21 protein-coding genes, 1 rRNA gene, 1 pseudogene and 1 riboswitch are annotated in these 25,546 nt (G+C 70.4%); of the genes and pseudogenes, 14 read left to right on the plus strand and 9 right to left on the minus strand.

The features are described from left to right. The 11 genes from rrf to ACFWPS_RS48995 form a co-directional block, all read left to right on the plus strand. A 5S ribosomal RNA gene (rrf, locus tag ACFWPS_RS48945) occupies positions 1 to 95 on the plus strand; the annotation flags it as partial. Between the two features lie 111 nt (positions 96 to 206). After that, positions 207 to 815: a CDP-alcohol phosphatidyltransferase family protein gene (locus tag ACFWPS_RS48950; RefSeq protein WP_383719539.1), complete on the plus strand. Its 609-nt coding sequence runs from the start codon at positions 207 to 209 to the stop codon at positions 813 to 815. A 127-nt stretch (positions 816 to 942) separates the two neighbouring features. Beyond that, positions 943 to 3,438, plus strand: coding sequence for a mannose-1-phosphate guanyltransferase (locus tag ACFWPS_RS48955; protein WP_217554533.1), 2,496 nt, complete (start codon positions 943 to 945; stop codon positions 3,436 to 3,438). A 106-nt stretch (positions 3,439 to 3,544) separates the two neighbouring features. Next, on the plus strand, positions 3,545 to 4,456 hold the full coding sequence (locus ACFWPS_RS48960; protein ID WP_383719542.1) for a DUF881 domain-containing protein: 912 nt from the start codon (positions 3,545 to 3,547) through the stop codon (positions 4,454 to 4,456). After that, positions 4,453 to 4,785: a small basic family protein gene (locus ACFWPS_RS48965; protein ID WP_046727248.1), complete on the plus strand. Its 333-nt coding sequence runs from the start codon at positions 4,453 to 4,455 to the stop codon at positions 4,783 to 4,785. The genes ACFWPS_RS48960 and ACFWPS_RS48965 overlap by 4 nt, the downstream gene beginning before the upstream one ends. A gap of 5 nt (positions 4,786 to 4,790) precedes the next feature. Then, positions 4,791 to 5,627, plus strand: a complete 837-nt coding sequence (locus ACFWPS_RS48970) for a DUF881 domain-containing protein (RefSeq protein ID WP_383719545.1) — start codon at positions 4,791 to 4,793, stop codon at positions 5,625 to 5,627. A 190-nt stretch (positions 5,628 to 5,817) separates the two neighbouring features. Beyond that, complete coding sequence (locus ACFWPS_RS48975) at positions 5,818 to 6,648, plus strand: FHA domain-containing protein (protein WP_361305943.1); 831 nt, start codon at positions 5,818 to 5,820, stop codon at positions 6,646 to 6,648. Positions 6,649 to 6,690: 42 nt separating this feature from the next. Beyond that, positions 6,691 to 7,428 carry a MerR family transcriptional regulator gene (locus ACFWPS_RS48980; RefSeq protein WP_383719547.1) on the plus strand — a complete coding sequence of 246 codons (738 nt, stop codon included), beginning with the start codon at positions 6,691 to 6,693 and terminating at the stop codon, positions 7,426 to 7,428. A 91-nt stretch (positions 7,429 to 7,519) separates the two neighbouring features. Next, the gene (locus ACFWPS_RS48985; protein WP_026253112.1) at positions 7,520 to 7,993 is read left to right on the plus strand and encodes a bifunctional nuclease family protein; all 474 of its coding nucleotides are present in this window, start codon (positions 7,520 to 7,522) and stop codon (positions 7,991 to 7,993) included. A 267-nt stretch (positions 7,994 to 8,260) separates the two neighbouring features. Then, positions 8,261 to 8,905, plus strand: a complete 645-nt coding sequence (locus tag ACFWPS_RS48990) for a MerR family transcriptional regulator (protein ID WP_383719550.1) — start codon at positions 8,261 to 8,263, stop codon at positions 8,903 to 8,905. 91 nt (positions 8,906 to 8,996) lie between these two features. Next, entirely contained in the window at positions 8,997 to 10,364 is a 1,368-nt protein-coding gene (locus ACFWPS_RS48995) for a DNA polymerase IV (protein WP_383719553.1), read from the plus strand. 278 nt (positions 10,365 to 10,642) lie between these two features. Here the strand turns inward: ACFWPS_RS48995 and ACFWPS_RS49000 are convergent, their stop codons facing one another. After that, positions 10,643 to 11,023, minus strand: coding sequence for a PRC-barrel domain-containing protein (locus tag ACFWPS_RS49000; RefSeq protein WP_383719555.1), 381 nt, complete (start codon positions 11,021 to 11,023; stop codon positions 10,643 to 10,645). A gap of 114 nt (positions 11,024 to 11,137) precedes the next feature. Then, positions 11,138 to 11,231, plus strand: a riboswitch (glycine riboswitch). Positions 11,232 to 11,410: 179 nt separating this feature from the next. Here ACFWPS_RS49000 and gcvP point away from each other — a divergent pair. After that, positions 11,411 to 14,296, plus strand: coding sequence for an aminomethyl-transferring glycine dehydrogenase (gcvP, locus tag ACFWPS_RS49005; protein ID WP_383719558.1), 2,886 nt, complete (start codon positions 11,411 to 11,413; stop codon positions 14,294 to 14,296). A 65-nt stretch (positions 14,297 to 14,361) separates the two neighbouring features. Here gcvP and ACFWPS_RS49010 read toward each other — a convergent pair whose 3' ends face one another. From ACFWPS_RS49010 to modA, 3 genes are read right to left on the minus strand one after another with little or no spacing between them, the layout of a single operon-like run. Next, entirely contained in the window at positions 14,362 to 15,600 is a 1,239-nt protein-coding gene (locus ACFWPS_RS49010; RefSeq protein WP_383719561.1) for an ABC transporter ATP-binding protein, read from the minus strand. Positions 15,601 to 15,625: 25 nt separating this feature from the next. Further along, positions 15,626 to 16,474, minus strand: a complete 849-nt coding sequence (gene modB / locus ACFWPS_RS49015) for a molybdate ABC transporter permease subunit (RefSeq protein ID WP_383719563.1) — start codon at positions 16,472 to 16,474, stop codon at positions 15,626 to 15,628. Continuing rightward, positions 16,471 to 17,295 (minus strand): molybdate ABC transporter substrate-binding protein, encoded by an 825-nt coding sequence (gene modA / locus ACFWPS_RS49020; protein ID WP_383719566.1) that lies wholly within the window; start codon positions 17,293 to 17,295, stop codon positions 16,471 to 16,473. The genes modB and modA overlap by 4 nt, the downstream gene beginning before the upstream one ends. 206 nt (positions 17,296 to 17,501) lie before the next feature. On the opposite strand from modA, the gene ACFWPS_RS49025 reads away from it, so the two are divergent. Then, positions 17,502 to 17,990, plus strand: a complete 489-nt coding sequence (locus ACFWPS_RS49025; RefSeq protein ID WP_383719567.1) for a molybdopterin-dependent oxidoreductase — start codon at positions 17,502 to 17,504, stop codon at positions 17,988 to 17,990. On the opposite strand, the pseudogene ACFWPS_RS49030 reads toward ACFWPS_RS49025, so the two are convergent. Together ACFWPS_RS49030 and ACFWPS_RS49035 are read right to left on the minus strand one after the other, a co-directional pair. Continuing rightward, positions 17,905 to 20,333: pseudogene (locus ACFWPS_RS49030) on the minus strand (molybdopterin-dependent oxidoreductase). The gene ACFWPS_RS49025 and the pseudogene ACFWPS_RS49030 overlap by 86 nt on opposite strands. After that, entirely contained in the window at positions 20,330 to 21,163 is an 834-nt protein-coding gene (locus ACFWPS_RS49035; RefSeq protein ID WP_383719570.1) for an FAD binding domain-containing protein, read from the minus strand. The pseudogene ACFWPS_RS49030 and the gene ACFWPS_RS49035 overlap by 4 nt, the downstream one beginning before the upstream one ends. A 185-nt stretch (positions 21,164 to 21,348) precedes the next feature. On the opposite strand from ACFWPS_RS49035, the gene ACFWPS_RS49040 reads away from it, so the two are divergent. Then, entirely contained in the window at positions 21,349 to 22,251 is a 903-nt protein-coding gene (locus ACFWPS_RS49040) for a PucR family transcriptional regulator (protein ID WP_383719572.1), read from the plus strand. 73 nt (positions 22,252 to 22,324) lie between these two features. On the opposite strand, the gene ACFWPS_RS49045 is transcribed toward ACFWPS_RS49040, so the two are convergent. The 3 genes from ACFWPS_RS49045 to ACFWPS_RS49055 all read right to left on the minus strand — a co-directional run bounded on the left by ACFWPS_RS49045 (position 22,325) and on the right by ACFWPS_RS49055 (position 25,362). Further along, positions 22,325 to 22,720, minus strand: a complete 396-nt coding sequence (locus tag ACFWPS_RS49045) for a molybdopterin-binding protein (RefSeq protein WP_217554547.1) — start codon at positions 22,718 to 22,720, stop codon at positions 22,325 to 22,327. Between the two features lie 49 nt (positions 22,721 to 22,769). After that, positions 22,770 to 23,291 carry a hypothetical protein gene (locus ACFWPS_RS49050; RefSeq protein WP_383719575.1) on the minus strand — a complete coding sequence of 174 codons (522 nt, stop codon included), beginning with the start codon at positions 23,289 to 23,291 and terminating at the stop codon, positions 22,770 to 22,772. Between the two features lie 115 nt (positions 23,292 to 23,406). Beyond that, entirely contained in the window at positions 23,407 to 25,362 is a 1,956-nt protein-coding gene (locus ACFWPS_RS49055; RefSeq protein ID WP_383719578.1) for an APC family permease, read from the minus strand. Positions 25,363 to 25,546: the final 184 nt, after the last annotated feature.

A 25,546-nucleotide genomic window follows, 5' to 3' on the forward strand; every position in this document is an offset into this window, starting at 1 on the left:
AAACGCCCGGTTACATTCCGAACCCGGAAGCTAAGCCTTACAGCGCCGATGGTACTGCAGGGGGGACCCTGTGGGAGAGTAGGACACCGCCGAACTCCTTTTAGAGCTCTGGCTCTTGGGCACAAGCCCAGGGGCCAGAGCTTTTTTGCGTTGAGGTAGGGTCAGGGGGAAAAGTTGGCTCGTTTCCCACCACAGGAGGCTCCCGGGTGGAGGTCCAGGAGACGCGTGTCCAAACGGACCGTGTCCTCACCATCCCGAACATCCTCAGCATGGCGCGTCTCGTCGGCGTGCCCGTCTTCCTGTGGTTGATCCTCAGGCCCGAGTTCGGCGGGCCCAAGAGCGACGGCTGGGCCCTGTTGGTACTCCTCTTCAGCGGCGTCAGCGACTACCTGGACGGCAAGCTCGCCCGGCGCTGGAACCAGATCAGCAGCCTCGGCCGGCTACTGGACCCCGCCGCGGACCGGCTCTACGTGCTGTCGACGCTGGTCGGACTCACCTGGCGGGAGATCCTGCCGCTCTGGTTGACGTCCGTACTACTTCTGCGTGAACTGGTTCTGCTGGTGATGGTGGGGATCCTCCGCCGGCACGGCTATCCGCCGCCGCAGGTGAACTTCCTTGGGAAGGCCGCGACGTTCAATCTGATGTACGCGTTCCCGCTCCTCCTGCTCAGTGACGGAAGCGGTTGGATCTCGTCACTCGCTGCTATTTTCGGATGGGCGTTCGCAGGGTGGGGTACAACCCTGTACTGGTGGGCAGGAGTGCTCTACGTGGTGCAGGTCCGTCGCCTGGTTCGTGCGGACGCCACAGCCGATTGAGCTCGGCGATTGTCCGGACGTAGTGGCCCCTCGAATGCTCTCGATGGCCCGCGGCGGAAAAGTGCGGGACAATCTGGACGGGTGAAGTCGGCTAGACCGTCATCTCTTAGAGGAGGACGCTTCCGACATGAAGGCCGTCGTGATGGCCGGTGGTGAAGGCACACGCCTTCGCCCCATGACCTCCAGCATGCCCAAGCCACTCCTTCCGGTCGTCAACCGACCGATCATGGAGCATGTGCTACGGCTGCTCAAAAGGCATGGGCTCACCGAGACCGTCGTCACTGTGCAGTTCCTGGCATCGCTGGTCAAGAACTACTTCGGGGACGGCGAGGAGCTCGGCATGGAGCTCACCTATGCCAACGAGGAGAAGCCACTCGGTACCGCCGGAAGCGTCAAGAACGCCGAAGAGGCGTTGAAGGACGATGCTTTCCTCGTCATATCCGGCGATGCGCTCACCGACTTCGACCTCACCGAGCTGATCAACTTCCACAAGGCAAAGGGCGCGCTCGTCACGGTCTGCCTGACGCGTGTGCCCAATCCGCTGGAATTCGGCATCACCATCGTCGACGAAGAGGGCAAGGTCGAGCGCTTCCTGGAGAAGCCGACCTGGGGCCAGGTCTTCTCCGACACGGTGAACACGGGCATCTACGTCATGGAGCCCGAGGTATTCGACTACGTCGAGGCCGATGTTCCCGTCGACTGGTCCGGCGACGTCTTCCCGCAACTGATGAAGGAAGGCAAGCCGATCTACGGCTACATCGCCGAGGGCTACTGGGAGGACGTCGGTACCCACGAGTCGTACGTGAAGGCGCAGGCCGACGTCCTGGAGGGCAAGGTCGACGTCGACATCGACGGCTTCGAGATATCCCCCGGTGTATGGGTCGCCGAGGGCGCCGAGGTGCATGCGGACGCCGATCTGCGGGGCCCGTTGTACATCGGCGACTACGCCAAGGTCGAGGCCGGCGCGGAAATCCGGGAGCACACCGTCGTCGGCTCCAATGTCGTCGTGAAGAGCGGCGCTTTCCTGCACCGGGCCGTCGTCCACGACAACGTGTACGTCGGGCAGCACAGCAATCTGCGGGGCTGTGTCGTCGGGAAGAACACCGACATCATGCGGGCCGCGCGGATCGAGGACGGGGCGGTCATCGGTGATGAGTGCCTGATCGGTGAAGAATCGATCGTTCAGGGCAATGTCCGGGTCTATCCCTTCAAGACCATCGAGGCCGGCGCCTTCGTCAACACGTCGGTGATCTGGGAGTCCCGGGGCCAGGCTCATCTGTTCGGCGCCCGTGGTGTGTCGGGGATCCTGAACGTCGAGATCACGCCGGAACTGGCCGTGCGGCTGGCCGGCGCGTATGCCACCACCCTGAAGAAGGGGTCCACCGTCACGACGGCCCGTGACCACTCCCGCGGTGCCCGTGCGCTCAAGCGGGCAGTGATCTCCGCGCTCCAGGCCAGTGCCATCGACGTACGCGACCTGGAGAACGTGCCGTTGCCCGTGGCGCGGCAGCAGACCGGGCGGGGCAGCGCCGGCGGGATCATGATCCGGACCTCGCCCGGTGTGCCCGACTCCGTCGACATCATGTTCTTCGACGGACAGGGCGCCGACCTCTCCCAGGCCAGCCAGCGCAAGCTGGACCGGATCTTCGCGCGGCAGGAGTACCGGCGTGCGTTCCCCGGTGAGATCGGCGACCTGTACTTCCCGGCCAGCGTCTTCGACTCGTACACCGGGTCGCTGCTGCGGAACGTCGACACGACCGGGATCGCCGAAGCGGGTCTGAAGGTCGTCGTGGACGCCTCGAACGGCAGCGCCGGGCTGGTGCTGCCCAGCCTGCTCGGCAAGCTCGGTGTGGACTCGTTGACCATCAATCCCGGACTGAACGAGGCCAGGCCCACGGAGACGGCCGACCAGCGGCGGGCGGGGCTGGTGCGCCTCGGCGAGATCGTGGCGTCCTCGAGGGCCGCGTTCGGCGTGCGGTTCGACCCGGTCGGTGAGCGGCTGTCCCTGGTGGACGAGAAGGGCCGCATCATCGAGGACGACCGGGCGCTGCTGGTCATGCTCGACCTGGTCGCCGCCGAGCGGCGCAGCGGGCGGGTGGCGCTTCCGGTCACCACGACCCGGATCGCCGAGCAGGTGGCGGCGTACCACGGCACCCAGGTCGAGTGGACGACCACCTCCCCCGACGACCTCACACGTGTGGGGCGCGAGGAAGGCACCATCTTCGGCGGTGACGGCAAGGGCGGGTTCATCGTTCCGGAGTTCAGCAGCGTCTACGACGGTACGGCTGCCTTCGTACGCCTGATCGGTCTGGTGGCGCGGACGCAGCTCACGCTGAGCCAGATCGATGCCCGGATCCCGAAGGCGCATGTCCTCAAGCGGGACCTGGCGACGCCGTGGGCTGTCAAGGGACTGGTCATGCGGCGTGTCGTCGAGGCAGCCGGGGATCGCTTTGTCGACACCACGGACGGCGTACGGGTCGTCGAGACCGACGGGCGCTGGGTGATGGTGCTGCCCGACCCGGCCGAGGCGGTCACCCATCTGTGGGCGGAGGGGCCCGACGACGCCTCCGCGCAGGCCCTGTTGGACGAGTGGTCGGCGACCGTGGACAGCGCCGGACGGTAAATCCGCTGCACGCGTGCGTGCCGGACACGTGTCCCCACGGGGGCCGGTCCGGCACGCCGGTGGGGCCGTTCGGAGGTACTGGTCGCAACGTGCGACGATGTGCGGCATGCCGCAGCAACCCCCCGTTCGGAGCAGCGCCGCCCGGCCGTCGCGCCCGGACGCCTCCATGTCGTTGATCACCAACGTCATGGACCACAGCCTCGACGACGGGTACGCCGAGGCGGCCGCACGGAAGCGGGCCAAGGGGGAGGACGGCGGCATGCCGAAGACCCTCCGGGCCAGGCTGGGCCTCGCCGGTGGTCTGGTGCTCGCGGCGCTCGTGGTGACCGTGGGAGCGGCGCAGGCGCGCGTGACGGCGCCCGTCGTGGCGAAGGAGCGCCAGGAGCTCATCGACCGTATCGACCGGGAGACGGCGGCCGCGGACAAGCTGGAGACCAATGTCGACAAGCTGCGGGACGACGTCAGCGCCCGCCAGCGCGCCGCACTGAAGGAGAGCGGCGGCAGCGGGCAGTCGGACCTGGCGGACGTCCTGTCGGGCGCCACTGCGGTGCACGGCCCCGGCGTGAAACTGGTGGTGAACGACGCCAAGGAGGCCTCCTCCGGCGGTGACGCCGGCAATCCCCGGGAGACCTCGGGGTTCTCCGACACCGGCCGGGTGCGCGACCATGACATGCAGCGCGTCGTGAACGGGCTGTGGGCCTCGGGCGCCGAGGCGATCTCCATCAACGGGCAGCGGCTGACCGCTCTGTCCGCGATCAGGGCCGCGGGGGACGCGATACTGGTCGACAACAGGCCACTGGTGCCGCCGTACACGGTGCTGGCGGTGGGGGACGGGGAGAAGCTCGGCTCCAGGTTCCAGGACAGCCCCGACGGGCTGTACCTGCATGCACTGGAGGAGAACTTCGACATCCGGGCGACCATCTCCACGGAGAGTGACGTCCGGTTGCCCGCCGCGCCGAGCGTGATCGTACGTACAGCACAGCCGTACACCGAGAAGACTGAGAAGGGCACATCGTGATCGCCGTACTTGGCCTCGTCGTGGGCGTCGTGGCCGGACTGTTGGTCCGGCCTGAGGTTCCGGCGGTCGTCGAGCCGTATCTGCCGATCGCCGTCGTCGCGGCGCTCGACGCCGTCTTCGGCGGTCTGCGGGCCATGCTGGACGGGATCTTCGACGACAAGGTCTTCGTGGTGTCGTTCCTGTCGAACGTGGTGGTGGCCGCGTTGATCGTCTTCCTCGGCGACAAGTTGGGTGTGGGCTCGCAGCTGTCCACGGGTGTCGTGGTGGTCCTCGGTATCCGTATCTTCTCCAACGCCGCGGCGATCCGGCGGCACGTGTTCCGGGCGTGAGTGACATGAGCGAGCACGAGAAGCGGCCCGAGCACCGGCTGCGCAGAGAACTCCCGGCCGAGGTGCCCGCCGCGGCGCCGGAGGCCGAGTCCGCCGCCGGACCGAAGCCGGAGGCCGGGCTGACCGGTCGCCGGCGGCTGGTCCAGGGGCTGTGGCCACCCCACGTGAGCAGGGCCCAACTGATCGTTGCCGTGCTGCTGTTCGGGCTCGGATTCGGGCTCGCCGTGCAGGTGGCGTCGAACAGCGACAGCGACAGCGCACTGCGCGGGGCCCGCCAGGAAGATCTTGTCCGCATCCTGGATGAACTGGATGACCGTACTCAGCGTCTTGAGGACGAGAAGACAGGACTTGAGAAGCAGCGCGAGGAGTTGCAGAGCAGCTCCGACCAGGCGGCGGAGGCCCGCAGACAGACGGCTGAGAAGGAGCGGCAACTCGGCATTCTGGCGGGCACCGTGGCGGCGCAGGGTCCTGGCATCACGATGACGGTCGACGACCCGAAGGGGACGGTGCAGGCGGACATGCTGCTCGACGCGATCCAGGAGCTGCGCGCGGCCGGTGCGGAGGCGATCCAGGTCAACGGGGTACGGGTGATCGCCGGCACGTACCTCACCGACTCCGGGAAGAGCGTGAGCGTCGACGGGAACAAGATCACCCAGCCCTACGTTTTCAGGGTGATCGGCAAGCCGCAGGACCTCGAACCGGCTCTCAACATCCCCGGAGGCGTGGTGCAGACTCTCGAGAAGGAACAGGCGACTGTGACGGTCGAGCGGTCCACCAAGATCGTCGTGGATGCCTTGCGACCGGCGAAGCAGCCTGACTACGCTCGGTCGTCCTCACAGTGAACCGGCGGTGCATGGGGGACGTCGGGCGGGGGCATGAGGATGCGGGGGGTCGGCGCACCGGGGAACCGGAGCGTGGTGGAAACTGTCTGGTGGATACGGACGTTGTGTGGTTGTCCGGGTCGGCCGGTTTATTCAGTCAGGGTTCGTCCTGCCCCACGGGCGGGTCTGTTTCGGTCAAGGGGAATCGCCCGTGAAGTTGTTTGCGAAGTTGTTCGGCAAGAGCGCGCGAGAGGGTAGCGACAACGCGACCGCTCGCCATCGGGCACAGCCCGACGCGGAGGGCCAGCGCCCGCTGTTCCGGGACCAGGTGGCTGGTCCAGGGGGTGACATTTCGGGAGGTCAGGGCGCGCCGTCAGTTGACCCGTCCCAGTCCGGCGGCATAGGTTTCGGGCAACCGTCAACCTCAGGTGCGGGTGGAGGGTTTGCCTCCGGCCCGTACGCGTCCAACGCCCCGGCGGGGCAGCCGCGGCAGGAGGATCCGTCCATGTCGGCCCTGGTTTGTACGAGGTGCGGTAACCGCAACGCGGAGAACGCCCGCTTCTGTTCCAACTGCGGAGCCCCGCTGCGCGCGGGCGCCGTCCCCGAGCGTGCGTCGGAGACGACGTCCACGATCTCGATCTCCGGTCTTGAGGCCTACGACGCCGAGGTCACCGGCCAGACCCAGATGCCGTCGCTCTCGCCCGAGGCGCAGGCGGCGGTCGACGCGCTGCCGCTCGGTTCCGCGCTGCTGGTCGTGCGCCGTGGCCCCAATTCGGGCAGCCGTTTCCTGCTGGACAGCGACCTGACCACGGCCGGCCGTCACCCGCAGAGCGACATCTTCCTGGACGACGTGACGGTCTCGCGTCGGCACGTGGAGTTCCGCCGCCAGCCGGACGGCTCGTTCACGGTGGCCGACGTCGGCAGCCTCAACGGTACGTACGTCAACCGGGAGCGCATCGACCAGGTCGCCCTGTCGAACGGTGACGAGGTCCAGATCGGCAAGTACCGGCTGGTCTTCTACGCGAGCCGACACGGCATCTGACCCCGCCGGACCTTGTCCGGGGGACCCCAGGGAAGAAGGTCCATGCTGCACACACCGAGCGGCGGTACCAGTCACGGCACCGCCGCCACGGAACCCGGGCTGATGAGCATCGGCACGGTGCTGAACGTGCTGCGCGACGAGTTCCCCGAAGTCACCATCTCCAAGATCCGTTTCCTGGAGTCGGAGGGGCTGATCGAGCCGCGCCGGACCCCTTCCGGGTACCGGAAGTTCAGCGCCGGGGACGTGGAGCGTCTGGGACACGTGCTGCGGATGCAGCGGGACCACTATCTGCCGCTCAAGGTCATCCGGGAGTACCTGGAAGCCATGGAGCGCGGCGAGGCGGTGCAGTTGCCGGTGCTGGGGCGGCAGCGCGACGGTGAGGCGGTGCCGACGGTTTCCGAGGTGCCCACGGTGGCCCGGATCGGCCGGGACGAGCTGCTGGCGGCCGCCGACATCGACGAGAACTGCCTCACGGAGTGGGAGTCGTACGGACTGATCGCTCCCCTGGAGAGCGGCGTGTACGACGCCGAGACGGTCACCGTGGCCTCGCTCGTGGCCGAGCTGGGCCGGTTCGGGATCGAGCCGCGTCATCTTCGGGTGATGAAGGCCGCCGCCGACCGCGAGGCCGGCCTGGTGGACCAGGTGGTGGCCCCGCTCAAGCGCCACCGCAACCCGCAGACCAGGGCCCATGCCGAGGCCCGTACGAAGGAGCTGGCGGCGCTCACGGTGAAGCTGCACGCCGCACTGGTGCAGACCGCGCTCGGGGTGCGGCTGCCGTGAGTACCACGACAGGACCCGGGCGGCGGCCGGATCGGGCGCGCGTTCCCGGCCCGACTACCCAAACGTCCCGGGCACGGCCTAGGGTTGCTGTGTGAACGAGCTCGATGTCGTAGGTGTCCGGGTGGAAATGCCCTCCAACCAACCGATCGTGCTCCTGCGCGAGGTGGGAGGCGACCGTTACCTCCCCATCTGGATCGGGCCGGGGGAGGCGACGGCGATCGCGTTCGCCCAGCAGGGCATGGCGCCTGCCAGGCCGCTGACTCACGACCTGTTCAAGGACGTGCTGGAGGCCGTCGGCCAGGAGCTCACCGAAGTGCGCATCACGGACCTGCGTGAAGGCGTCTTCTATGCAGAGCTGGTCTTCGCCAGCGGGGTCGAGGTGAGCGCCCGTCCGTCCGACGCCATAGCGCTGGCGCTGCGCACCGGAACGCCGATCTACGGCAGTGACACGGTGCTGGACGACGCGGGCATCGCGATCCCGGACGAGCAGGAGGACGAGGTGGAGAAGTTCCGCGAGTTCCTCGACCAGATCTCGCCCGAGGACTTCGGCACCAGCAGCCAGTGAGAGACCCGAGCGGCCCGTCACCCACCGGAAGGTCGGGGGCGGGCCGGTTCGCGGCTGGTCACAGCCGAAACTCATGGGCAATTGCCAGCGGCCATTGAGAGCGTCCTACGGCTTGCCGCCAGAGCATTCGGCTAGCCTTTCCCCGCGGTGGAGCACGGGAAACCACTCCTAGGGTGATTATCACTCGGCGTGCCGAGTGTGGCGATCGTTGACGCACCCCTGGTGACTGCCTACCGTCGAGAAGGCAGGTCAAGGACGGAGGTCGGCGTGAGAAGCAGCGGCGACGGTACGGCTGGGGGTGCCCCGGAACGCGGTTTCGGGGAGAGTCTTCCGTACCCGCTTCACAGCAGCACTGCCGGTCACGCCCCGCAGCGGCCGACCGCAGTGCCGAGCGGCGGAGGGGCGGCGTCCATGGCGACCGAGGAGATCGGCTACCGCGGGCCCACGGCCTGTGCGGCGGCCGGCATCACCTACCGGCAGCTCGACTACTGGGCCCGCACCGGCCTGGTCGAGCCCAGCGTGCGGCCCGCCTACGGGTCGGGCACCCAGCGTCTGTACAGCTTCCGGGACGTCGTCGTCCTGAAGATCGTCAAGCGGTTCCTGGACACCGGGGTCTCCCTCCAGAACATCCGCACCGCGGTCCAGCACCTCAGGGAACGCGGTTTCCGCGACCTGGAGCGCATGACCCTGATGAGCGACGGCGCCACGGTCTACGAGTGCACCTCGCCCGACGAGGTCCACGCCCTGCTCCAGGGCGGTCAGGGCATCTTCGGGATCGCGGTCGGCGTGGTGTGGCGGGACGTGGAGAGCGCGCTCTCCCAGCTGCACGGCGAGCGCGTCGACACCGGCGAGACGCTCGTCGGCCACAACCCCGCCGACGAACTGGCCCGGCGGCGCAACCGGGCGGTCTGAAAGCCTGGCCCGAAGGCCCTCGGACTTCCTCTGACGCCCCGGCACGGTTCGTGCCGGGGCATTGTCAGTGGCGTGGTGCAGCATCGGAGATGTGAGAAACGCGCCCACGATCCTGCATCTCGACATGGATGCCTTCTTCGCCTCGGTGGAGCAGGCGTCCAAGCCGAGCCTGCGCGGGAAGGCCGTGGTCGTGGGCGGGCTCGGACCACGCGGTGTGGTGGCCACCGCGTCGTACGAGGCCCGGGTGTTCGGGGTGCACTCCGCGATGCCGATGGGGCAGGCACGGCGGCTGGCACCGAACGCCGCGTATCTGGTGCCGCGCTTCGGGCTCTACCGGTCGATCAGCGAGCAGGTGATGGGGCTGCTGCGCGGGCTGTCGCCGCTGGTGGAGCCGCTCAGCCTGGACGAGGCGTTCGTGGATCTGGAGGCCGGTGAGGTGGCCTGGGACGCCGGGGCGGCGCGGCTGGTGGGCGAGAGGCTGCGCGCGGACATACGGGCCGTCACGGGGCTCTCCGGGTCCGTCGGGCTCGCCGCCTCCAAGATGCTCGCGAAGATCGCCTCCGAGCAGGCCAAGCCCGACGGGCTGGTGCTGATCGAGCCGGGCACGGAGCGGGCGATGCTGGGGCCGATGCCGGTGCGGACCCTGCCGGGGGTGGGGCCGGCGACCGGGGACCATCTGCGGCGGGCCGGGATCACCACGGTCGACGAGATCGCCGAGGCCGGGGAGGACGAACTCGTCCGGCTGCTCGGCAAGGCCCACGGGCACGCCCTGTACGCGATGGCGCTCGCGCACGACGAGCGGCCCGTGGTGGCCGAGCGGGAGACCAAGTCGGTGTCGGTCGAGGACACCTATGACGTGGACATCCACGACCGGCTGCGGGTGGGTCTCGAGGTACAGCGGCTGGCCGACCGGTGCGTGCGGCGGCTGCGCGGGGCCGGGCTGTCGGGGCGGACCATCGTGCTGAAGGTACGGCGGTACGACTTCTCGACGCTCACCCGGTCGGAGACGTTGCGGGGGCCGACCGACGACCCGGCGGTGGTGCGGGAGGCGGCCGCGCGGCTGCTGGACTCGGTGGACACGACGGGGGGTGTGCGGTTGCTGGGCGTGGGGGTGTCCGGGCTGGCCGACTACACGCAGGAGGATCTGTTCGCGCAGGCGGCGGCCGCTGGGGAGGGGGCGGTGGACTTTGCGGCGGAGGAGGACGTGGCGGAGCCGGTCGCCGAGGAGCAGGTGGTTGCCGAGCGGCGGTGGCCCGCGGGGCACGATGTGCGGCATGCCGAGTACGGGCACGGATGGGTGCAGGGGAGTGGGCTGGGGCGGGTGACAGTGCGGTTCGAGACGCCGGGGACGGTGGGACCGGGGAGAGTGCGGACGTTTCGGGTTGAGGACCCTGAGCTGGAGCCTGCGGAGCCGTTGCCCTTGGTGCCCGGGGTTTCGGCGGACGGGGTGCGTGCGTGACCATGGGTGGGGGCTGGGCGGGGGGGGGCACGCTCACCGGCGCTGGCCGGGTGCCTCCCCCAGCCTTCGGCCGGGGGGACCCCCAGCGCCCACCCGTGCCGCCCTGGGGGCACCTCCCAGGCCCTTAAGGCGCTGGGGGAGGCACGACTGCCCGCAGCTGGGTAGCTGGGACGGGCGGCTGGGCAGCGCCCCGTAAGGGGCGCTGGGGGTACCCCCGGCCGAAGGCTGGGGGAGGAACTGCGCGAGCAACCCCCACCGGCCCGCGGCCGCCGTCGGCCTCACGCGCCCGCGTCCTCCGTTCCCGCCAGCTTGCCGAAGTCGTGGTCCGGGTGGTCGTGGGGCGGGGGAGTCGTGTCCAGGCCGTAGTGGTGGTAGAGCTGGAGTTCCTGTTCGGGGGAGAGATGGCGGCCCACGCCGAAGTCGGGGGCGTCCTTGATCAGGGACCGGTCGAAGGGGACGTGCAGGGTGCCCTCGACCAGTTTGCTGGGCTCCAGGGGCACGAAGGCGTCCCGGGAGAACAGGCCGGTGCGTATGGCCGCCCACTCCGGCACGCCCGTCGCATCGTCGAGGTACACCTCGTCGATCGTGCCGATCTTCGTGCCGTTGCGGTCGAACGCCTTGCGGCCGATCAGGTTGCGCGGATCGATGTCGGTCTGCACGGGCCCTCCACTTGGTCGCAACTCATCCGTAAGCACTACAAAAGAGCACATTGAAGGAGGCGGCCACTCGAAGACCCTGGCGTTGCCCTCGCTGGTAGGCTGGCAGGCGGCTGCTGACCCCGTGCGGGAGAGTCCTCCGGGCAACCGGAGGCGCCGAAGGAGCAAATCCTCCCCGGAATCTCTCAGGCCCACGTACCGCACGGACGAGGTCACTCTGGAAAGCAGGGCGGACGTCGAAGGTGTCCGCCCTCACCGACGGTGAAAGCCGGGAGACCGCAGGGGCGGCACCGGTGAAGCTCTCAGGTTGAGATGACAGAGGGGGAGGCCGTCGGGGTACCCGCGCCGGGGTACCCCTCGAAGGTCGCGTCAGACCAGGAGGCCTCCGCAATGACCGCCCAGCGTATTCCGCTCTCAGAGCTTGAGCAGGGTATCCCCTTCGAGCAGCGCCATATCGGGCCCGATCACGAGGCTCGGGCCAAGATGCTCGCCCAGGTCGGGTACGGCTCGCTCGACGAGCTGACCGCCGCCGCCGTGCCGGACGTGATCAAGAACGCCGACCGCCTGGAGCTGCCGGGCGCCCGGACCGAGGCCGAGGTGCTGGCCGAGCTGCGGTCGCTGGCCGACCGGAACCAGGTGCTCGACTCGATGATCGGGCTGGGGTACTACGGGACCTTCACGCCGCCCGTCATCCTGCGCAACGTGATGGAGAATCCGGCCTGGTACACGGCCTACACGCCCTACCAGCCGGAGATCTCCCAGGGCCGGCTGGAAGCGCTGCTGAACTTCCAGACCGTGGTCGCCGACCTCACCGGGCTGCCCACCTCCGGTGCCTCGCTGCTCGACGAGGGCACGGCCGCCGCCGAGGCCGTGGCCCTGTCGCTGCGCATGGGCAAGAACAAGAAGGGCGTCTTCGTCGTCGACGCGGACGCGCTGCCGCAGACCATCGCCGTGATCCAGACCCGCGCCGAGCCGACGGGCGTGGAGGTCGTGGTCGCCGACCTCGCCGACGGCATTCCGGCGGACCTCGCCGCCCGTGAGATCAACGGCGTGCTCGTCCAGTACCCCGGCGCCTCCGGTGCCGTACGGGACATCAAGGGCGTCATCGAGCAGGCCCACGAAGCCGGCGCGCTCGTCACCGTCGCCGCCGACCTGCTCGCGCTGACCCTGCTGACCTCGCCGGGCGAGCTCGGGGCCGACATCGCCGTCGGCACCACCCAGCGGTTCGGCGTGCCGATGGGCTTCGGCGGGCCGCACGCCGGTTACATGGCGGTCCGCGAGAAGTTCGCGCGCAGCCTGCCCGGCCGGCTCGTGGGCGTCTCCGTGGACGCCGACGGGAACAGGGCGTACCGGCTGGCGCTGCAGACCCGCGAGCAGCACATCCGGCGTGAGAAGGCCACCAGCAACATCTGCACCGCGCAGGTGCTGCTCGCCGTGATGGCCGGCATGTACGCCGTCTACCACGGGCCCGAGGGGCTCAAGGCCATCGCCCAGCGGACGCACCGGTACGCCACGATCCTCGCCGCGGGGCTCAAGGCCGGCGGTGTCGGGATCGTCCACGGCGCCTACTTCGACACCCTGACCGCCCACGTGCCCGGCAAGGCCGCCGAGATCGTCGCCGCCGCCCGCCAGGGCGGCGTCAACCTGCGGCTCGTCGACGCCGACCACGTCTCCATGGCCTGCGACGAGACCACCACCCGCGCCCAGCTGGGCGCCGTCTGGTCGGCCTTCGGCGTCGAGGGCGACGTCGAGGCGCTGGACGCCGTCGCCGAGGACACGCTGCCCGAGGCGCTGCTGCGCGCCGACGGCTACCTGACCCACCCCGTCTTCCAGCAGTACCGCTCCGAGACCGCGATGCTGCGCTATCTGCGCCGGCTCGCGGACCGGGACTACGCGCTGGACCGCGGCATGATCCCGCTGGGCTCCTGCACCATGAAGCTCAACGCGACCACCGAGATGGAACCGGTCACCTGGCCCGAGTTCGGCCAGCTGCACCCGTTCGCGCCCGCCGAGCAGGCACAGGGCTACCTGACCCTCATCCGCGAGCTGGAGGAGCGGCTCGCCGAGGTCACCGGGTACGACAAGGTGTCGCTGCAGCCCAACGCCGGATCGCAGGGCGAGCTGGCCGGGCTGCTCGCCGTTCGCGCGTACCACCGCGCCAACGGTGACGCGCAGCGGACCGTGTGCCTGATTCCGTCGTCGGCCCATGGGACCAATGCCGCGAGTGCCGTGATGGCGGGCATGAAGGTCGTCGTCGTGAAGACCGCCGAGGACGGCGAGATCGACGTCGCGGACCTGCGGGCGAAGATCGAGCAGCACCGCGACGAGCTCGCCGTGCTGATGATCACCTACCCGTCCACGCACGGTGTGTTCGAGGAGCACGTCGCCGACATCTGCGCGCAGGTGCACGAGGCCGGCGGCCAGGTGTACGTCGACGGGGCCAACCTCAACGCCCTGGTCGGGGTCGCCAAGCCGGGTCACTTCGGCGGGGACGTCTCGCACCTCAACCTGCACAAGACCTTCTGCATCCCGCATGGCGGCGGCGGTCCCGGTGTCGGTCCCGTGGCGGTGCGCGCGCACCTCGCGCCGTACCTGCCGAACCACCCGCTGCAGCCCGCCGCCGGGCCGGAGACGGGCGTCGGGCCGATCTCGGCCGCGCCGTGGGGCTCGGCGGGGATCCTGCCGATCTCGTGGGCGTACGTCCGGCTGATGGGCGGCGAGGGACTGAAGCGGGCCACCCAGGTGGCCGTGCTCAGCGCCAACTACGTCGCCAAGCGGCTGGAGCCGCACTTCCCCGTGCTCTACACCGGGCCCGGCGGGCTCGTCGCGCACGAGTGCATCATCGACCTGCGGCCGCTGACCAAGGCGACCGGAGTGAGCGTCGACGACGTCGCCAAGCGGCTCATCGACTACGGCTTCCACGCGCCGACGATGTCCTTCCCGGTGGCCGGCACGCTGATGATCGAGCCGACCGAGTCCGAGGACCTCGGCGAGCTGGACCGGTTCTGCGAGGCGATGATCGCCATCCGTGCGGAGATCGACAAGGTCGGGGCGGGGGAGTGGCCGGCCGACGACAACCCGCTGCGTGGTGCTCCGCACACCGCCGGTGCGCTGGGCGGCGAGTGGAAGCACGCGTACGGGCGGGAGGAGGCCGTCTTCCCCGCCGGGGTGTCCGCCGCCGACAAGTACTGGCCGCCGGTCCGCCGGATCGACCAGGCCTTCGGTGACCGGAACCTGGTGTGCTCGTGCCCGCCGTTGGACGCGTACGAGGACTGACGCACAGGGTTCGGCTTTGTCGGCAGAGGCCCCGCTTCGGCGGGGCCTCTGCCGTGTGGTGCTCGCTACGCCGGGTACGCGTGCGTCTGGGCCGCCTTCACCGTCGCCCAGACCGGGGCGCCCGGGTGCAGGTCCAGCTCGGCGGCGGCGACCGTGGTGAGGTCGGCGGCGAGGGCGAGCTCGCCTGTCAGGTCGGCGCGGATCTGGTCGCCGTGGGTCTCCAGGCCGGCGACCTCGCAGCGCCAGAGGTTACGGGCGCTGGCACCCGTGGGGCGGTCCCGGAAGAGGGTGACGGCGCTCGGCGGGAACGCGACGAAGACGTCACCGGCGAGGTCCTCGGTGGTGGTGATCGCGGGGCCCGCGGCCAGCTCGACCGTGTGGCCCTCGGCCCGGCCCCGGTAGAGGTTGAGGCCGACGAGGTGGGCGATGTAGTCGGTGCGGGGGTGGCGGGCGATGTCGGCGGGGGTGCCCTCCTGGACGACCTTGCCGTCTTCGATGACGATCAGGCGGTCGGCCAGCACCATGGCGTCCAGCGGGTCGTGCGTGACCAGGACCGCGACCGCCTCGAACTCGGCCAGGTGGCGGCGGAGTTGGGAACGTACGTCCAGGCGGGTGCGGGCGTCGAGGGCGGCGAGCGGTTCGTCCAGGAGCAGCAGCCGGGGGCTGGTGGCCAGGGCGCGGGCCAGGGCGACGCGCTGGGCCTGGCCGCCGGAGAGACGGCGGGGTTTGACGCCGGCGTGTTCGGTGAGGCCCATGCGGTCGAGCCAGGCGGCCGCCTGGGTGCGGGCCTCGGCCTTCGTCGCGCCGTGGCAGCGGGGGCCGAAGGCGACGTTGTCGAGGGCCGTGAGGTGGGGGAAGAGGAGGTAGTCCTGGAAGACGACGCCCACGGGGCGGGATTCGGGGGGTGTGCGGTCCAACTCCGTGCCGTCGAGGCGGAGGTGGCCGGTGGTGAGGGGGGTGAGGCCGGCGAGGGCGCGGAGGGCGGTGGTCTTTCCGGCGCCGTTGGGGCCGAGGAGGGCGACGACCTCGCCGGGGGCGGCGGTGAGGGTGATGTCCAGGTGGAAGGTGGGGCGGGTGACGACGAGGTGGGCGTGGAGGCCGTGGGTGGTCGGGTGCGTGGTCGGGTGCGGGTGCGTGGTGGGTACCCGGCCTCCGGCCGGGTTGGGGTTCCCACCCGCACCACCCGTGCGGCTATCAGTGTCGGGTGCGGGTGGCCCCTGTGGGGGCTGCACACCGTCGGCGGCCGCGGGCAGTCCGTGGGGTGGTAGTGCGTCGTCTGCTGCTGTGGGGTGTGGGTTTGTCATCGGGGCGTCGTCCAGCGGGTCGTCCTCATGATGCCGTCATCCAACGATCCCGCAATGCCGCCAGCACCGCGATCGACACCGTCAGCAGCACCAGGCTGAGCGCGATCGCCGCGTCGGGGTCGTTCTGCAGGGCGAGGTAGACGGCGAGCGGCATGGTCTGGGTGCGGCCGGGGAAGTTGCCGGCGAACGTGATCGTCGCTCCGAACTCGCCGAGCGCGCGCGCCCAGGCCAGCACCGCGCCGGCCGCGATGCCCGGGGCGATGAGCGGGAGCGTGACCCGGCGGAACGCCGTGAAGCGGGAGGCGCCCAGGGTGGTGGCCGCCTCCTCGTAGCGGGGGTCGGCGGCGCGGAGCGTGCCCTCGACGCTGATCACCAGGAACGGCATGGCCACGAAGGACTCGGCGACGACGACCCCGGCGGTGGTGAACGGGAGGGTGATGCCGAACCAGGCGTCCAGCCACTGGCCGACCACCCCGTTGCGGCCGAGGGCGAGCAGCAGGGCCACACCGCCGACCACCGGGGGGAGGACGAGGGGGAGGGTGACCAGTGCTCGCACGAAGCCCCGGCCGGGGAACTCCGTGCGGGCCAGCAGCCAGGCCAGGGGGACGCCGAGGACGAGGCTGACGGCCGTCGCCGCCGTGGCGCAGACCAGGGAGAGCTGAAGGGCCTGCCAGACCTCCGTGCTGGTCAGCAGGGACGGGAGGCTGCTCCAGGGGGCCCGCAGCAGCAGGGCGACCAGCGGCAGGAGCAGGAAGACCAGAGCTACCGCTCCGGGGAGGAGGAGCGGTAGCGGTACGGCTGCCCGAACGCGCCGGCGCCGCGGGCCGCCCGTGAGGGTGCCGGCCCCGGCGCCGGACGCGTCGGCTTTCGTCACGGCTTGAGGAACCCGGCGTCGTTCAGCACCTGCTGGCCCTCGGCGGACTGCACCAGGGCGATGAACGCCTTGGCCACCGTGGGGTTCGGGGCGTTCTTGAGGAGGGCGATCGGGTAGTCGTTGATCGCGTTGGCGGACTCGGGGAACTCGACGCCCTCGACCTTGCTGCCGGCGGCCTTCACGTCGGTCTTGTAGACGACCGCCGCGTCGGCCTCCTTCAGCACCACCTTGTTGAGGGCGGACTTCACGTCCTCCTCGTAGGAGACCGGGGTGAGCTTGAGCTTGCTGGCGTCCAGGGCCTTCTGCGCGGCGGCGCCGCACGGCACCGTCTTGTCACAGAGGACGACCTTGAGCGAGGACTTGGTGAGGTCCTTCAGGGAGGAGATCTTGTCGGGGTTGCCCGGCAGGGTGGCGATCTCCAGCTGGTTGCGGACGAAGGTCGCCGGCGTGGTGGCGGTGTCCTTCTTGTCCGTCACGATCGCCATGGTCTTGGGGCTCGCGGCGGCGAAGACGTCGGCCGGCGCACCGCTGGTGATCTGCGCGGCCAGGGTGTCACTGCCGCCGAAGCTGAAGTTGACCTTGGTGCCCGGGTGGGCCTTCTCGAAGTCGGCCTTCAGGGTGGTGAAGCTCTCCTGCAGCGAGGCCGCCGCGAACACGGTGATCGAGCCCGACAGTTTGGGCGTCGCCGCCGCGGACGTGTCCGACTTCGTCGTCGCGGACGAGTCGTCGGACGAGGAACAGGCGCTCAGGGCCAGCAGGGCCGCGACCGAGGCACCGGCCACCTGGAGTGTTTGCCGGGTCCGGCGCACGGAACGGGTCATCACGAGTGAACTCCTCTGATTTCTACGAGAAAACTGTCGCGCCCTGCTGCGACCTGTGTATCAGCCGCCTGGCGATGATACTGCCGCATTTGCCAGGCGTAAGTCTTCTGTCACATCGCATGAGCTGCATACTTACGACTTGTATCTGGCATGTGCGTTTGTACGGTGAGGCGCTGCGGGTACCGTCATCCGGGAGGTGGCCGCACATGACGCTCGCCGAACTCGTCCTCACCGGAGACCTGGCACACCCGACCCGGCTGACCGTGCCCGACCTCCAGCGTTGGCCCCAGCACCGGGTGCGGGTCAGCTTCGAGTGCGCCACCAGCGGCATCCAGCACCACCGCTTCACCGGCCCACGGCTGTACGACGTCCTCACCGCCGACGAACCCGGCTTCGATCCCGGCCGGCGCAAGGACCGGCTGCGCTTCCTCATCGCCGTCTCCGGCGCCGACGGGCACCACGCGCTGCTCTCCTGGGCCGAGATCGACCCCGATTTCGCCCACGCCCCTGTTCTGCTCGGTGTCACCATCGACGACACCCCGCTGGACCGGGCGGGTCCGCAACTGGTGCTTCCACAGGACCGTTGCGGGGCCCGGCACATCAGCGGCATCAGGGAGCTACGGGTGGACGGGGCGTACGGCGGCTGGCATCCAGTGCGCGCCACACCCGGTCGCGCGTCAGCGGCAACTCCGTGAACCGCACGCCCGTCGCGTCCCGCAGCGCGTTGGCCAGCGCCGGGGCGACCGGGTTGAACGGGCTCTCGCTCATCGACTTGGCGCCCAGCGGCCCGATGGCGTCGGTGGTCTCCATGAAGTGCACCTCGGTGCGCGGGATGTCGGCGTACTGCGGCAGCCGGTAGCGTCGGAAGGCGGCCGTCTCGACCTCGCCGCGCGCGTCCACCCGTACGTTCTCGAAGAGGGTCGCGCCGAGTGCCTGTGCCACCCCGCCCTCCACCTGGCCGCGGCACTGCATCGGGTTCATCACCCTGCCCGCGTCGGCGGCGTGCACGCTGCGCAGGATGCGGATCTCCCCGGTGCCCGGGTCCACTGCCACCCTGAACCACTGCGCGTTGAAGGCGACCGAGCGCGGGGTGCCCCCGAAGTGGCCGTCGGCCGCGCACTCGATGCCGACCGAACGGGCGGCCGCGTACAGCTCCTTGAGCGGCAGCCGGCCGCCGGGGTGCAGGACGGCCTCCTCCGCCAGCCGGCAGTCGGCGCGCGCCATGCGCAGGTGGGCCGCGGCGAAGTCCAGGAGCAGGTCGGCGAGGGCGCGGGCGGCGCGCAGGGTGGCCTTGCCCGCGACCACGGTGCCGGTGGAGGCGAAGGCGCCGGTGTCGTGCCGTACCACGTCCGTGTCGGACTGGCGGGGGTGAGCATCGAATCGCCGGGGCCGATGATGTTGCGGGCCTTGAGGTCGACGGGGTCCAGGCCCAGCCGGCGGGCCAGTTCGTCCAGGGCGGACTCGACCGCGAACAGCACCTGGCCCAGGCCGTAGCCGCGGAAGGCGCCCGCCGGGACGGTGTGGGTGTAGACGGAGTAGGCGTCGACCTTCTTGTGCGGGGCCCGGTACATCGCCGTCGACTCGCCCACGCTGTGGAACATCACGGCGGGGCCGTGGTTGCCGTACGCCCCGGTGTTCGAGACCACGCGGAGTTGGAGCGCGGTCAGGGTGCCGTCCCGGCGGGCGCCCGCCTTCACACGGACGGTGAAGGGGTGCCGGGTGGTGGCGCCGTAGAACTGCTCGGCTCGGGTGTACTCCAGCTTCACCGGTCGGCGCAGCCGCAGCACGGCAAGGGCCACGATGTCCTCGACGAGCATCTCCTGCTTGCCGCCGAAACCGCCGCCGACCCGGCCCGCGACCACCCGGACCTGCTCCGGCGGCAGGTCGTAGAGCGTGCACAGGGCGCGGCGGGTGAGGAACGGGGTCTGGGAGCTGGTGCGGACGGTGAGGCGGCCGTCCTCGTCGAGCCAGGCGACCGCGCCGTGCGTCTCCAGGCTGGCGTGCTGGACCCGTTGGGTGCGGAACGTCTCCTCGTGGACGGCGTCGGCCTCGGCGAAACCGGCCTCGACGTCACCGATCTCGCCGTGCGCCTCGCCGACGACGTTGGCGTGCGGACGGGAGATGCGGGCGGCCGAGGGGTCCTTGTCGTGGACGACGGGGGCGCCGGGGCGCATCGCCTCCTCCGGGTCCAGGACCGCGGGCGCTATGTCATATACCACCGCGACCCGCCGGCAGCCCTCCTCCTCCGCCGCCTCGCTGTCCGCGACCACCGCCGCGACCCGCTGGCCGATGTAGCGGACCGTGTCGTCGAGTAGGCGGGTGTCGGCGGGGTCCTCCTCGGGGTGCTCGTGGCGGGCGGTGGAGTAGTGGCGTTCGGGGGCGTCGTGGTGGGTGAACACCGCGTGGACGCCGGGGACGCGCAGGGCGGCCGAGGTGTCTGTCGAGATGATGCGGGCGTGGGCGTGCGGGGAGCGCAGCAGCTTCATGTGGAGCAGGCCGGGCACGTCCACGTCGAAGGTGTAGCGGGCGGTGCCGGTGACTACCTGGGGTCCGGCGGGCGCGGGCAGGTTGCGGCCGACGGACTCGCCGGCGGACGGCTCCTCGACGTGCCTGATGCCGCGTACGGCGTCCTCGATGGCCCGGTAGCCGGTGCAGCGGCACAGGTTGCCCTTGAACGTCCGGGGGAGGTCGGTGAGTTGGTCGTCGGTCAGGGCCGCCGTGGTCATCAGGAAGCCCGCCGTGCAGAACCCGCACTGGAAGCCCTGGGCGGCCAGGAACTTCCGCTGTACGGGGTGGAGTTCGCCGTCGGGGTCGGCCAGGCCCTCGACGGTGGTGACCGTGCGGCCGTCGGCGCGGAAGGCCGGGTAGAGGCAGCTGTGCACCGGTTCGCCGTCGACGTGGACCGTGCAGGCTCCGCAGTCGCCCGCGTCGCAGCCCTTCTTCACCCCGAACCAGCCGTGCTCGCGCAGATTGGTGCGCAGACACTGGCCGGGGCGCGGCTCCTCCTCGTGGCACCGCCCGTTGACCTCGATCCTCATCGCTCCCCCAGTTCCGGAAGTTCCCGCAGTTCCCGGCGGATCTCCTCCGCGTACCGGAACGTCATGTGCCGGCGCCACTCGGGCAGGCCGTGGATGTCGTCGAACCACTCGTCGTCGGCGACGGCCCCGCCGATCGCCGTCCGCAGCGCCTCGGCCGTCGGCAGCAGCGGGAACCACAGCCGCACCGGGCGCACGGTCGACGCGGTGACCGTGAGGGCGAAGGAATGGTCGACGGGATCCAGGGCGCCGATCACCAGGACGCCGGAGCGGCCCAGCCCGTAGAGGGAGGCCTGGCGGAAGGCGGTACGGGAGGCGAGTGCGCGGGCCGGGAGGGTGACCGAGCGCAGCAGCTCGCCCTCGGCCAGGTCCTTGCGGCCCGCGCCGGTCACGAAGCCGGCGACCGGGACCCGTCGTCGTACGCCGTCCTGGGCGATCAGCAGGCACTCCCCGTCGAGAGCGGCCGTGAGGGAGGTCATCGGGCCGGCCGGGAGGGCGTTGCAGAGGTTGCCGCCGACCGTGGCCGTGTTCCAGATCTTGAAGGAGGGGAGGAAGGCCCGGCAGCACTGCTCGAAGAGCGGGGCGGCTGGCGTCGTCAGGGTCCGGGCGTACCGGGAGAGTTGGGCGACGGTGCAGGTGGCGGCGATCTCCAGGGCGCGGTCGGGGGTGTGGTGCAGGGGTGTCCAGCCGGTGCGGCTCAGGTCGACCAGACGGCGCAGGTGCGGCTGGGGCTCGGAGAAGAGGTACGTCCCGCCGCCGAGCCAGGCGTCGCCGGGCCGCCAGGGGGCCGGGTCCCGGGCGTCGCGGATCTCCGCCACCGTGTTCAGGTCCATGCCGGTCAGTGAAGCAACGCGCGAGGGGCCCGCACGACTGGTGCGGGGCACGGAAAAAACGAGCCGGGCGGGGCCGGTCCTGGATGATTCACCAAGAGACGTTCCGTGCGGAAAGACTTGCATTTACGATGCTGTAACTCGCACTCACCTGGTGGATGCGAGGCTGGCGCAAGGAGTCTGAGTACATGCACGTCGAGCACCTCCTGACAGACCACTCCCTCGGGCTGCGTCCCCTGTGGGCGCAGGACGCCGCCCTGCTGGCCCGGGAGATCAGCGGGGTGACGGTCACCGACCTGGAGGACCCGGCCCGCTTCGTGCGGCCGGGGGAGGTGGTGCTCAGTGGGCTGGTGTGGTGGGCGCCGGGCAAGGCGGACCGGTTCGTGTCGGCCCTCAAGGAGGCCGGGGCCGCGGCGCTGTTCGCGGGGGAGGAGACCCACGGGGGCGTGCCCGAGGAACTGGTGGAGGCCTGTGTACGGCATGGCGTCCCGGTCGCCGGGGTGCCGGCGCACATCATGTTCCGGGCGATCACGGACACCGTGTACCTCCGGCAGTGGGGCGAGCTGAGCCGCAGGCAGGCGCTGCCGGAGGCCGCCCGGGTCCGGCTGAGCAGACTGCTCGGGCAGGAGGCCGGGCCCGTGGAGATCCTCGTGGCGGCCTTCGCGCATCTGGACCGGACCGCCGCGTATGTCTTCACGCCGTCGGGGCGGACCGTCGCGGCCACGGCCGCCGCACCGGGCGTGCCGGCGCGGGAGGCCGCGGCGCTGGTCGCGGACGGGCGCGGGATGACGGCCACGCTCACCAGCCTCGAAGCGCTCCTCACCGGGGTGCCGGCCGAGGTCCGTGCGGCCTACCGCCGTACCGTCCTCGGCTCGCTCCTCACCGGCGAACGGGCCGCCTCCGCCGTGCTGTTGGGCACCCTGGAGACCTTCCTGGCCTGCGACGGCTCCTGGGCGCGCACGGCGGAGGCGCTGCATCTGCACGTCAACACCGTGCACTACCGGATGCAGCGGGTGGAGCACTTCACGGGCCGGGATCTGTCCCGGTTGAGCGACCGGCTGGACCTGTGGGCCGCGCTGCTGTGCAGGTGAGCGGTCGACCGGATGAACGGTTTGCCCGACCAGCGGTTGAGTTGACCGGCTGACCGGCTGACCGGCTGAGCGGTCAGACGCGGTCGATGTGGACGTTCGTGGACTTCACCCGGGCGGTGGCCTCCATGCCGACCTCGAGGCCGAGCTCCTCGACCGCCTCCCGGGTCAGGAGGGAGACCAGCCGGTGCGGGCCGGCCTGGATCTCGACCTGGGCGGCGACGTCGCCGAGCTTGATCGCGGTGACGATGCCGGGGAAGGCGTTGCGGACCGAGGTGTAGGAGGCGTCCTCCTCGCCGGTGCCGGCCCTGGCCAGCTCGACGGAGAACGCGGCGAGGTCGGCGCCGTCGATGAGCCGCCGGCCGCCCTCGTCACGATGGGTGGCCATCCGGCCCGCGTCGGCCCAGCGGCGGGCGGTGTCCGGGCTGACGCCGAGCAGCCGTGCCGCCTGGCCGATCGTGTAGGAAGGCATGCGCTCACGATAGGGCCAGGTGGCGGGGGAGCAGGACGTGGGGCGGCGGTCAGGTGAGGCCGGACGCGTCGAGGACCGCGCGCGCGTTCGTGTCGTCGATCTCGTGGCCGAGCCGCGCCAGCACATCGGTGCCCCGGCGCAGGGTGCCGCGCTCCACGGAGCGGCGGACGCCGGTGTCCAGCTCGTGCCAGAGCAGGGGATTGGCGTGCAGGACGCCCGGGTCGAGTTCCAGGCGGTTGCCGTGGGTGTCGCGCAGGACCAGATGCGCCGCGACGTCCCCGTACCGGCCGACGTAGACGAGCGAGTCGGTGCGGACGGTACGGCGGCGCAGCGGGCTGCGGACGGCCAGCCAGCCAGGTCCCGCCGTGACGCGGGCCGGCAGCAGCATGGTGAGAATCGTGGCCGACAGGGCGACCCAGAGCAGGGCGCGGGCCGGGGTGAGGGTGCCGGCGTCCCAGTCCACCAGGAGCGTCAGCCCGCCGAAGCCGAGGGCACAGCCGACGGCCAGGCGTGCGCTGCCGCGCCAGGTGCGGTCGCCCGCCGCCCGGCCCCCATGTCTTCTGTCCTCCATGAGGCCGACGGTAGGGGCCGGTGGGCGCGTGGAACCGGCCGCTGACAGGGTTCTTATGCGGACCGACCGGTTCTTGACGGGATTCTTACGACGTGGGCGTGTCCGGGGCGAGTGCTCAGCCGGTGTGGACGCGCGGCCGCCGGGCGCGGTCCGGGTCCGCCTCGCGCAGCACCTCGCGGGTGACCGGGGCGACCTCGCCCTGGCCGAAGAGGAAGAAGCGCAGGAAGTTGGCGAACGGGTTGCCTTCGGTCCACTCGAAGTAGATGTGCGGGATGGAGCCGGTCTCGTCCCGGATGTGCAGCAGCAGTGCGGCCAGGGCGTTGGGGATGGAGGCCGACTCCAGGGTCAGCACGCGGTAGCGGTTGTGCAGGACCTCGCCGCGGACGGTCAGGCCCGCCTCGAACTCGGACGGGTCGGTGACCGTGACCTCGACGAAGACGAAGTCCTCCTGCTCGGGCATGTCGTTGTCGGCCCGGATCTGCTCGATCTTGTCGCGGTACTCGGCCTTGTCGCGACGGTCCGGCTCGTTGGCGATGAACCGCATCTTGCGGCTGGCCATATCGCGGATGAATCGTTCCGCCATGTCGTCGAGGGTCACGCTGGTCACGCGCAGCTCGAAGGCGCGGGCGAGACGGGAGAGCAGCGAGACGAGGATGATGCCGACGATGAAGCAGGCACCGATCTTCACACCGTCGGGGCGCTCGATGACGTTGACGACGGTCGTGTAGAGGAACACCGCCGAGATGACCCCGAACCCGATCGTCCACTTGCGCTGTCCGGCCTTGCGGGCGGCGATGGTCACCGCGATCGCCGCGGAGCTGATCAGGACCAGTACACCGGTGGCGTAGGCGCCGCCCTGCGCGTCGACGTCGGCGTCGAAGATCCAGGTCACCAGGAAGGCGATCAGGGTGAAGACGATGACCATCGGGCGCACGGCACGGGCCCAGTGCGGGGCCATGCCGTAGCGGGGCAGGTAGCGGGGCATCAGGTTGAGCAGGCCGGCCATCGCGGAGGCGCCGGCGAACCACAGGATGGCGATGGTCGAGACGTCGTAGACGGTGCCGAAGGCGTTGCCGAGGTACTCGTGCGCCAGGTAGGCGAGTGCGCGGCCGTTGGCGCTGCCGCCCGACTTGAACTCGTTCTCCGGGATCAGCAGTGTGGTGATGAAGCTGGTGGCGATCAGGAAGACGCTCATGATGACCGCAGCGGTGGTCAGCAGCTTCTTGGTGTCCCGGATCCGGCCGGCGGGCCGCTCCTCGGTGTCGCCCGGATCGCCCTCGACGTGCGGCATGACCGCGACGCCGGTCTCGAAGCCGGACAGGCCCAGGGCGAGTTTCGGGAAGACGATCAGGGCGACGCCGATCATGACGAAGACGTTGCCGTGTTCCGTGGTGAGGGCGCTGGTCCAGTCGGTGACGACGTGCTCGGCGGTGAGGACGTGGTAGAAGCCGACGATCACTACCACGACGTTGAGCGCGAGGTAGATACCGACCAGGACGACCGCGACACCGATCGCCTCCAGGAAGCCCTTGAGGAAGACCGCCCCGAGCAGCGCCACCAGGAACAGCGTGATCACCATCTGCTTGCCGTGCAGGGCATCGGTCAGGTGCGGGTTCTCCACCAGGTGGGTGGAGGCGTCTGCGGCCGACAGGGTGATGGTGATGAGGAAGTCGGTGGCGGCGAAGCCGAGCAGGGTCAGCACGAACAGCTTGCCCTGCCAGAAGGAGAGGAGCCGCTCCAGCATGGCGATGGAGCCCTCGCCGTGCGGGCTCTCCTCGGCGACGCGCCGGTAGACCGGCAGGGCGCCGGCCAGGGTGACTATGACGAGGACGATGGTCGCGATCGGCGACAGCAGGCCGGCCGCCAGGGCGGCGATGCCGGGCTGGTAGCCGAGGGTGGAGAAGTAGTCGACACCGGTCAGGCACATCACTCGCCACCAGCGCTGGCCCTTGTGCGCGGCCTCGGGCTGTGCCTGCGGGCCGCTGTGGGCGGCGCCCTTGCCCATGTCGGACAGCCCCTCCAGCATCCAGGCGCGCAGGCGACTGGGAGGGGGATGTTCGGTCGTGGCCATGGGGTGGGCTCCTGGTGTCCGGCGCGGGGTGTGCGGCGTAGTTCGATTCCGGCCATCACGCGGACGGCGGCACCAGCGTAAGCAGAGAGTGACGCGTGGGCCCACGGATCAGTGGAGCCTGGGCGTCAAGCTTGCGTTAAGAATGCCCTGACAGGCGGGGGTCGGCCATCAGGAAAGGGCGCTT

Source organism: Streptomyces sp. NPDC058457, from assembly GCF_042720695.1.
GTDB lineage: Bacteria > Actinomycetota > Actinomycetes > Streptomycetales > Streptomycetaceae > Streptomyces.

What these genes read in the sequence shown, in the direction of transcription:
- ACFWPS_RS48955 (WP_217554533.1), top strand. Translation starts at nt 943, where the DNA reads ATGAAGGCCGTCGTGATGGCCGGTGGTGAAGGCACACGCCTTCGCCCC.
- ACFWPS_RS48960 (WP_383719542.1), top strand. Translation starts at nt 3,545, where the DNA reads ATGCCGCAGCAACCCCCCGTTCGGAGCAGCGCCGCCCGGCCGTCGCGC.
- ACFWPS_RS48970 (WP_383719545.1), top strand. Translation starts at nt 4,791, where the DNA reads ATGAGCGAGCACGAGAAGCGGCCCGAGCACCGGCTGCGCAGAGAACTC.
- ACFWPS_RS48980 (WP_383719547.1), top strand. Translation starts at nt 6,691, where the DNA reads ATGCTGCACACACCGAGCGGCGGTACCAGTCACGGCACCGCCGCCACG.
- gcvP (WP_383719558.1), top strand. Translation starts at nt 11,411, where the DNA reads ATGACCGCCCAGCGTATTCCGCTCTCAGAGCTTGAGCAGGGTATCCCC.
- ACFWPS_RS49010 (WP_383719561.1), bottom strand. Translation starts at nt 15,600, where the DNA reads ATGACAAACCCACACCCCACAGCAGCAGACGACGCACTACCACCCCAC.
- modA (WP_383719566.1), bottom strand. Translation starts at nt 17,295, where the DNA reads ATGACCCGTTCCGTGCGCCGGACCCGGCAAACACTCCAGGTGGCCGGT.
- ACFWPS_RS49025 (WP_383719567.1), top strand. Translation starts at nt 17,502, where the DNA reads ATGACGCTCGCCGAACTCGTCCTCACCGGAGACCTGGCACACCCGACC.
- ACFWPS_RS49035 (WP_383719570.1), bottom strand. Translation starts at nt 21,163, where the DNA reads ATGGACCTGAACACGGTGGCGGAGATCCGCGACGCCCGGGACCCGGCC.
- ACFWPS_RS49040 (WP_383719572.1), top strand. Translation starts at nt 21,349, where the DNA reads ATGCACGTCGAGCACCTCCTGACAGACCACTCCCTCGGGCTGCGTCCC.
- ACFWPS_RS49045 (WP_217554547.1), bottom strand. Translation starts at nt 22,720, where the DNA reads ATGCCTTCCTACACGATCGGCCAGGCGGCACGGCTGCTCGGCGTCAGC.
- ACFWPS_RS49050 (WP_383719575.1), bottom strand. Translation starts at nt 23,291, where the DNA reads ATGGAGGACAGAAGACATGGGGGCCGGGCGGCGGGCGACCGCACCTGG.
- ACFWPS_RS49055 (WP_383719578.1), bottom strand. Translation starts at nt 25,362, where the DNA reads ATGGCCACGACCGAACATCCCCCTCCCAGTCGCCTGCGCGCCTGGATG.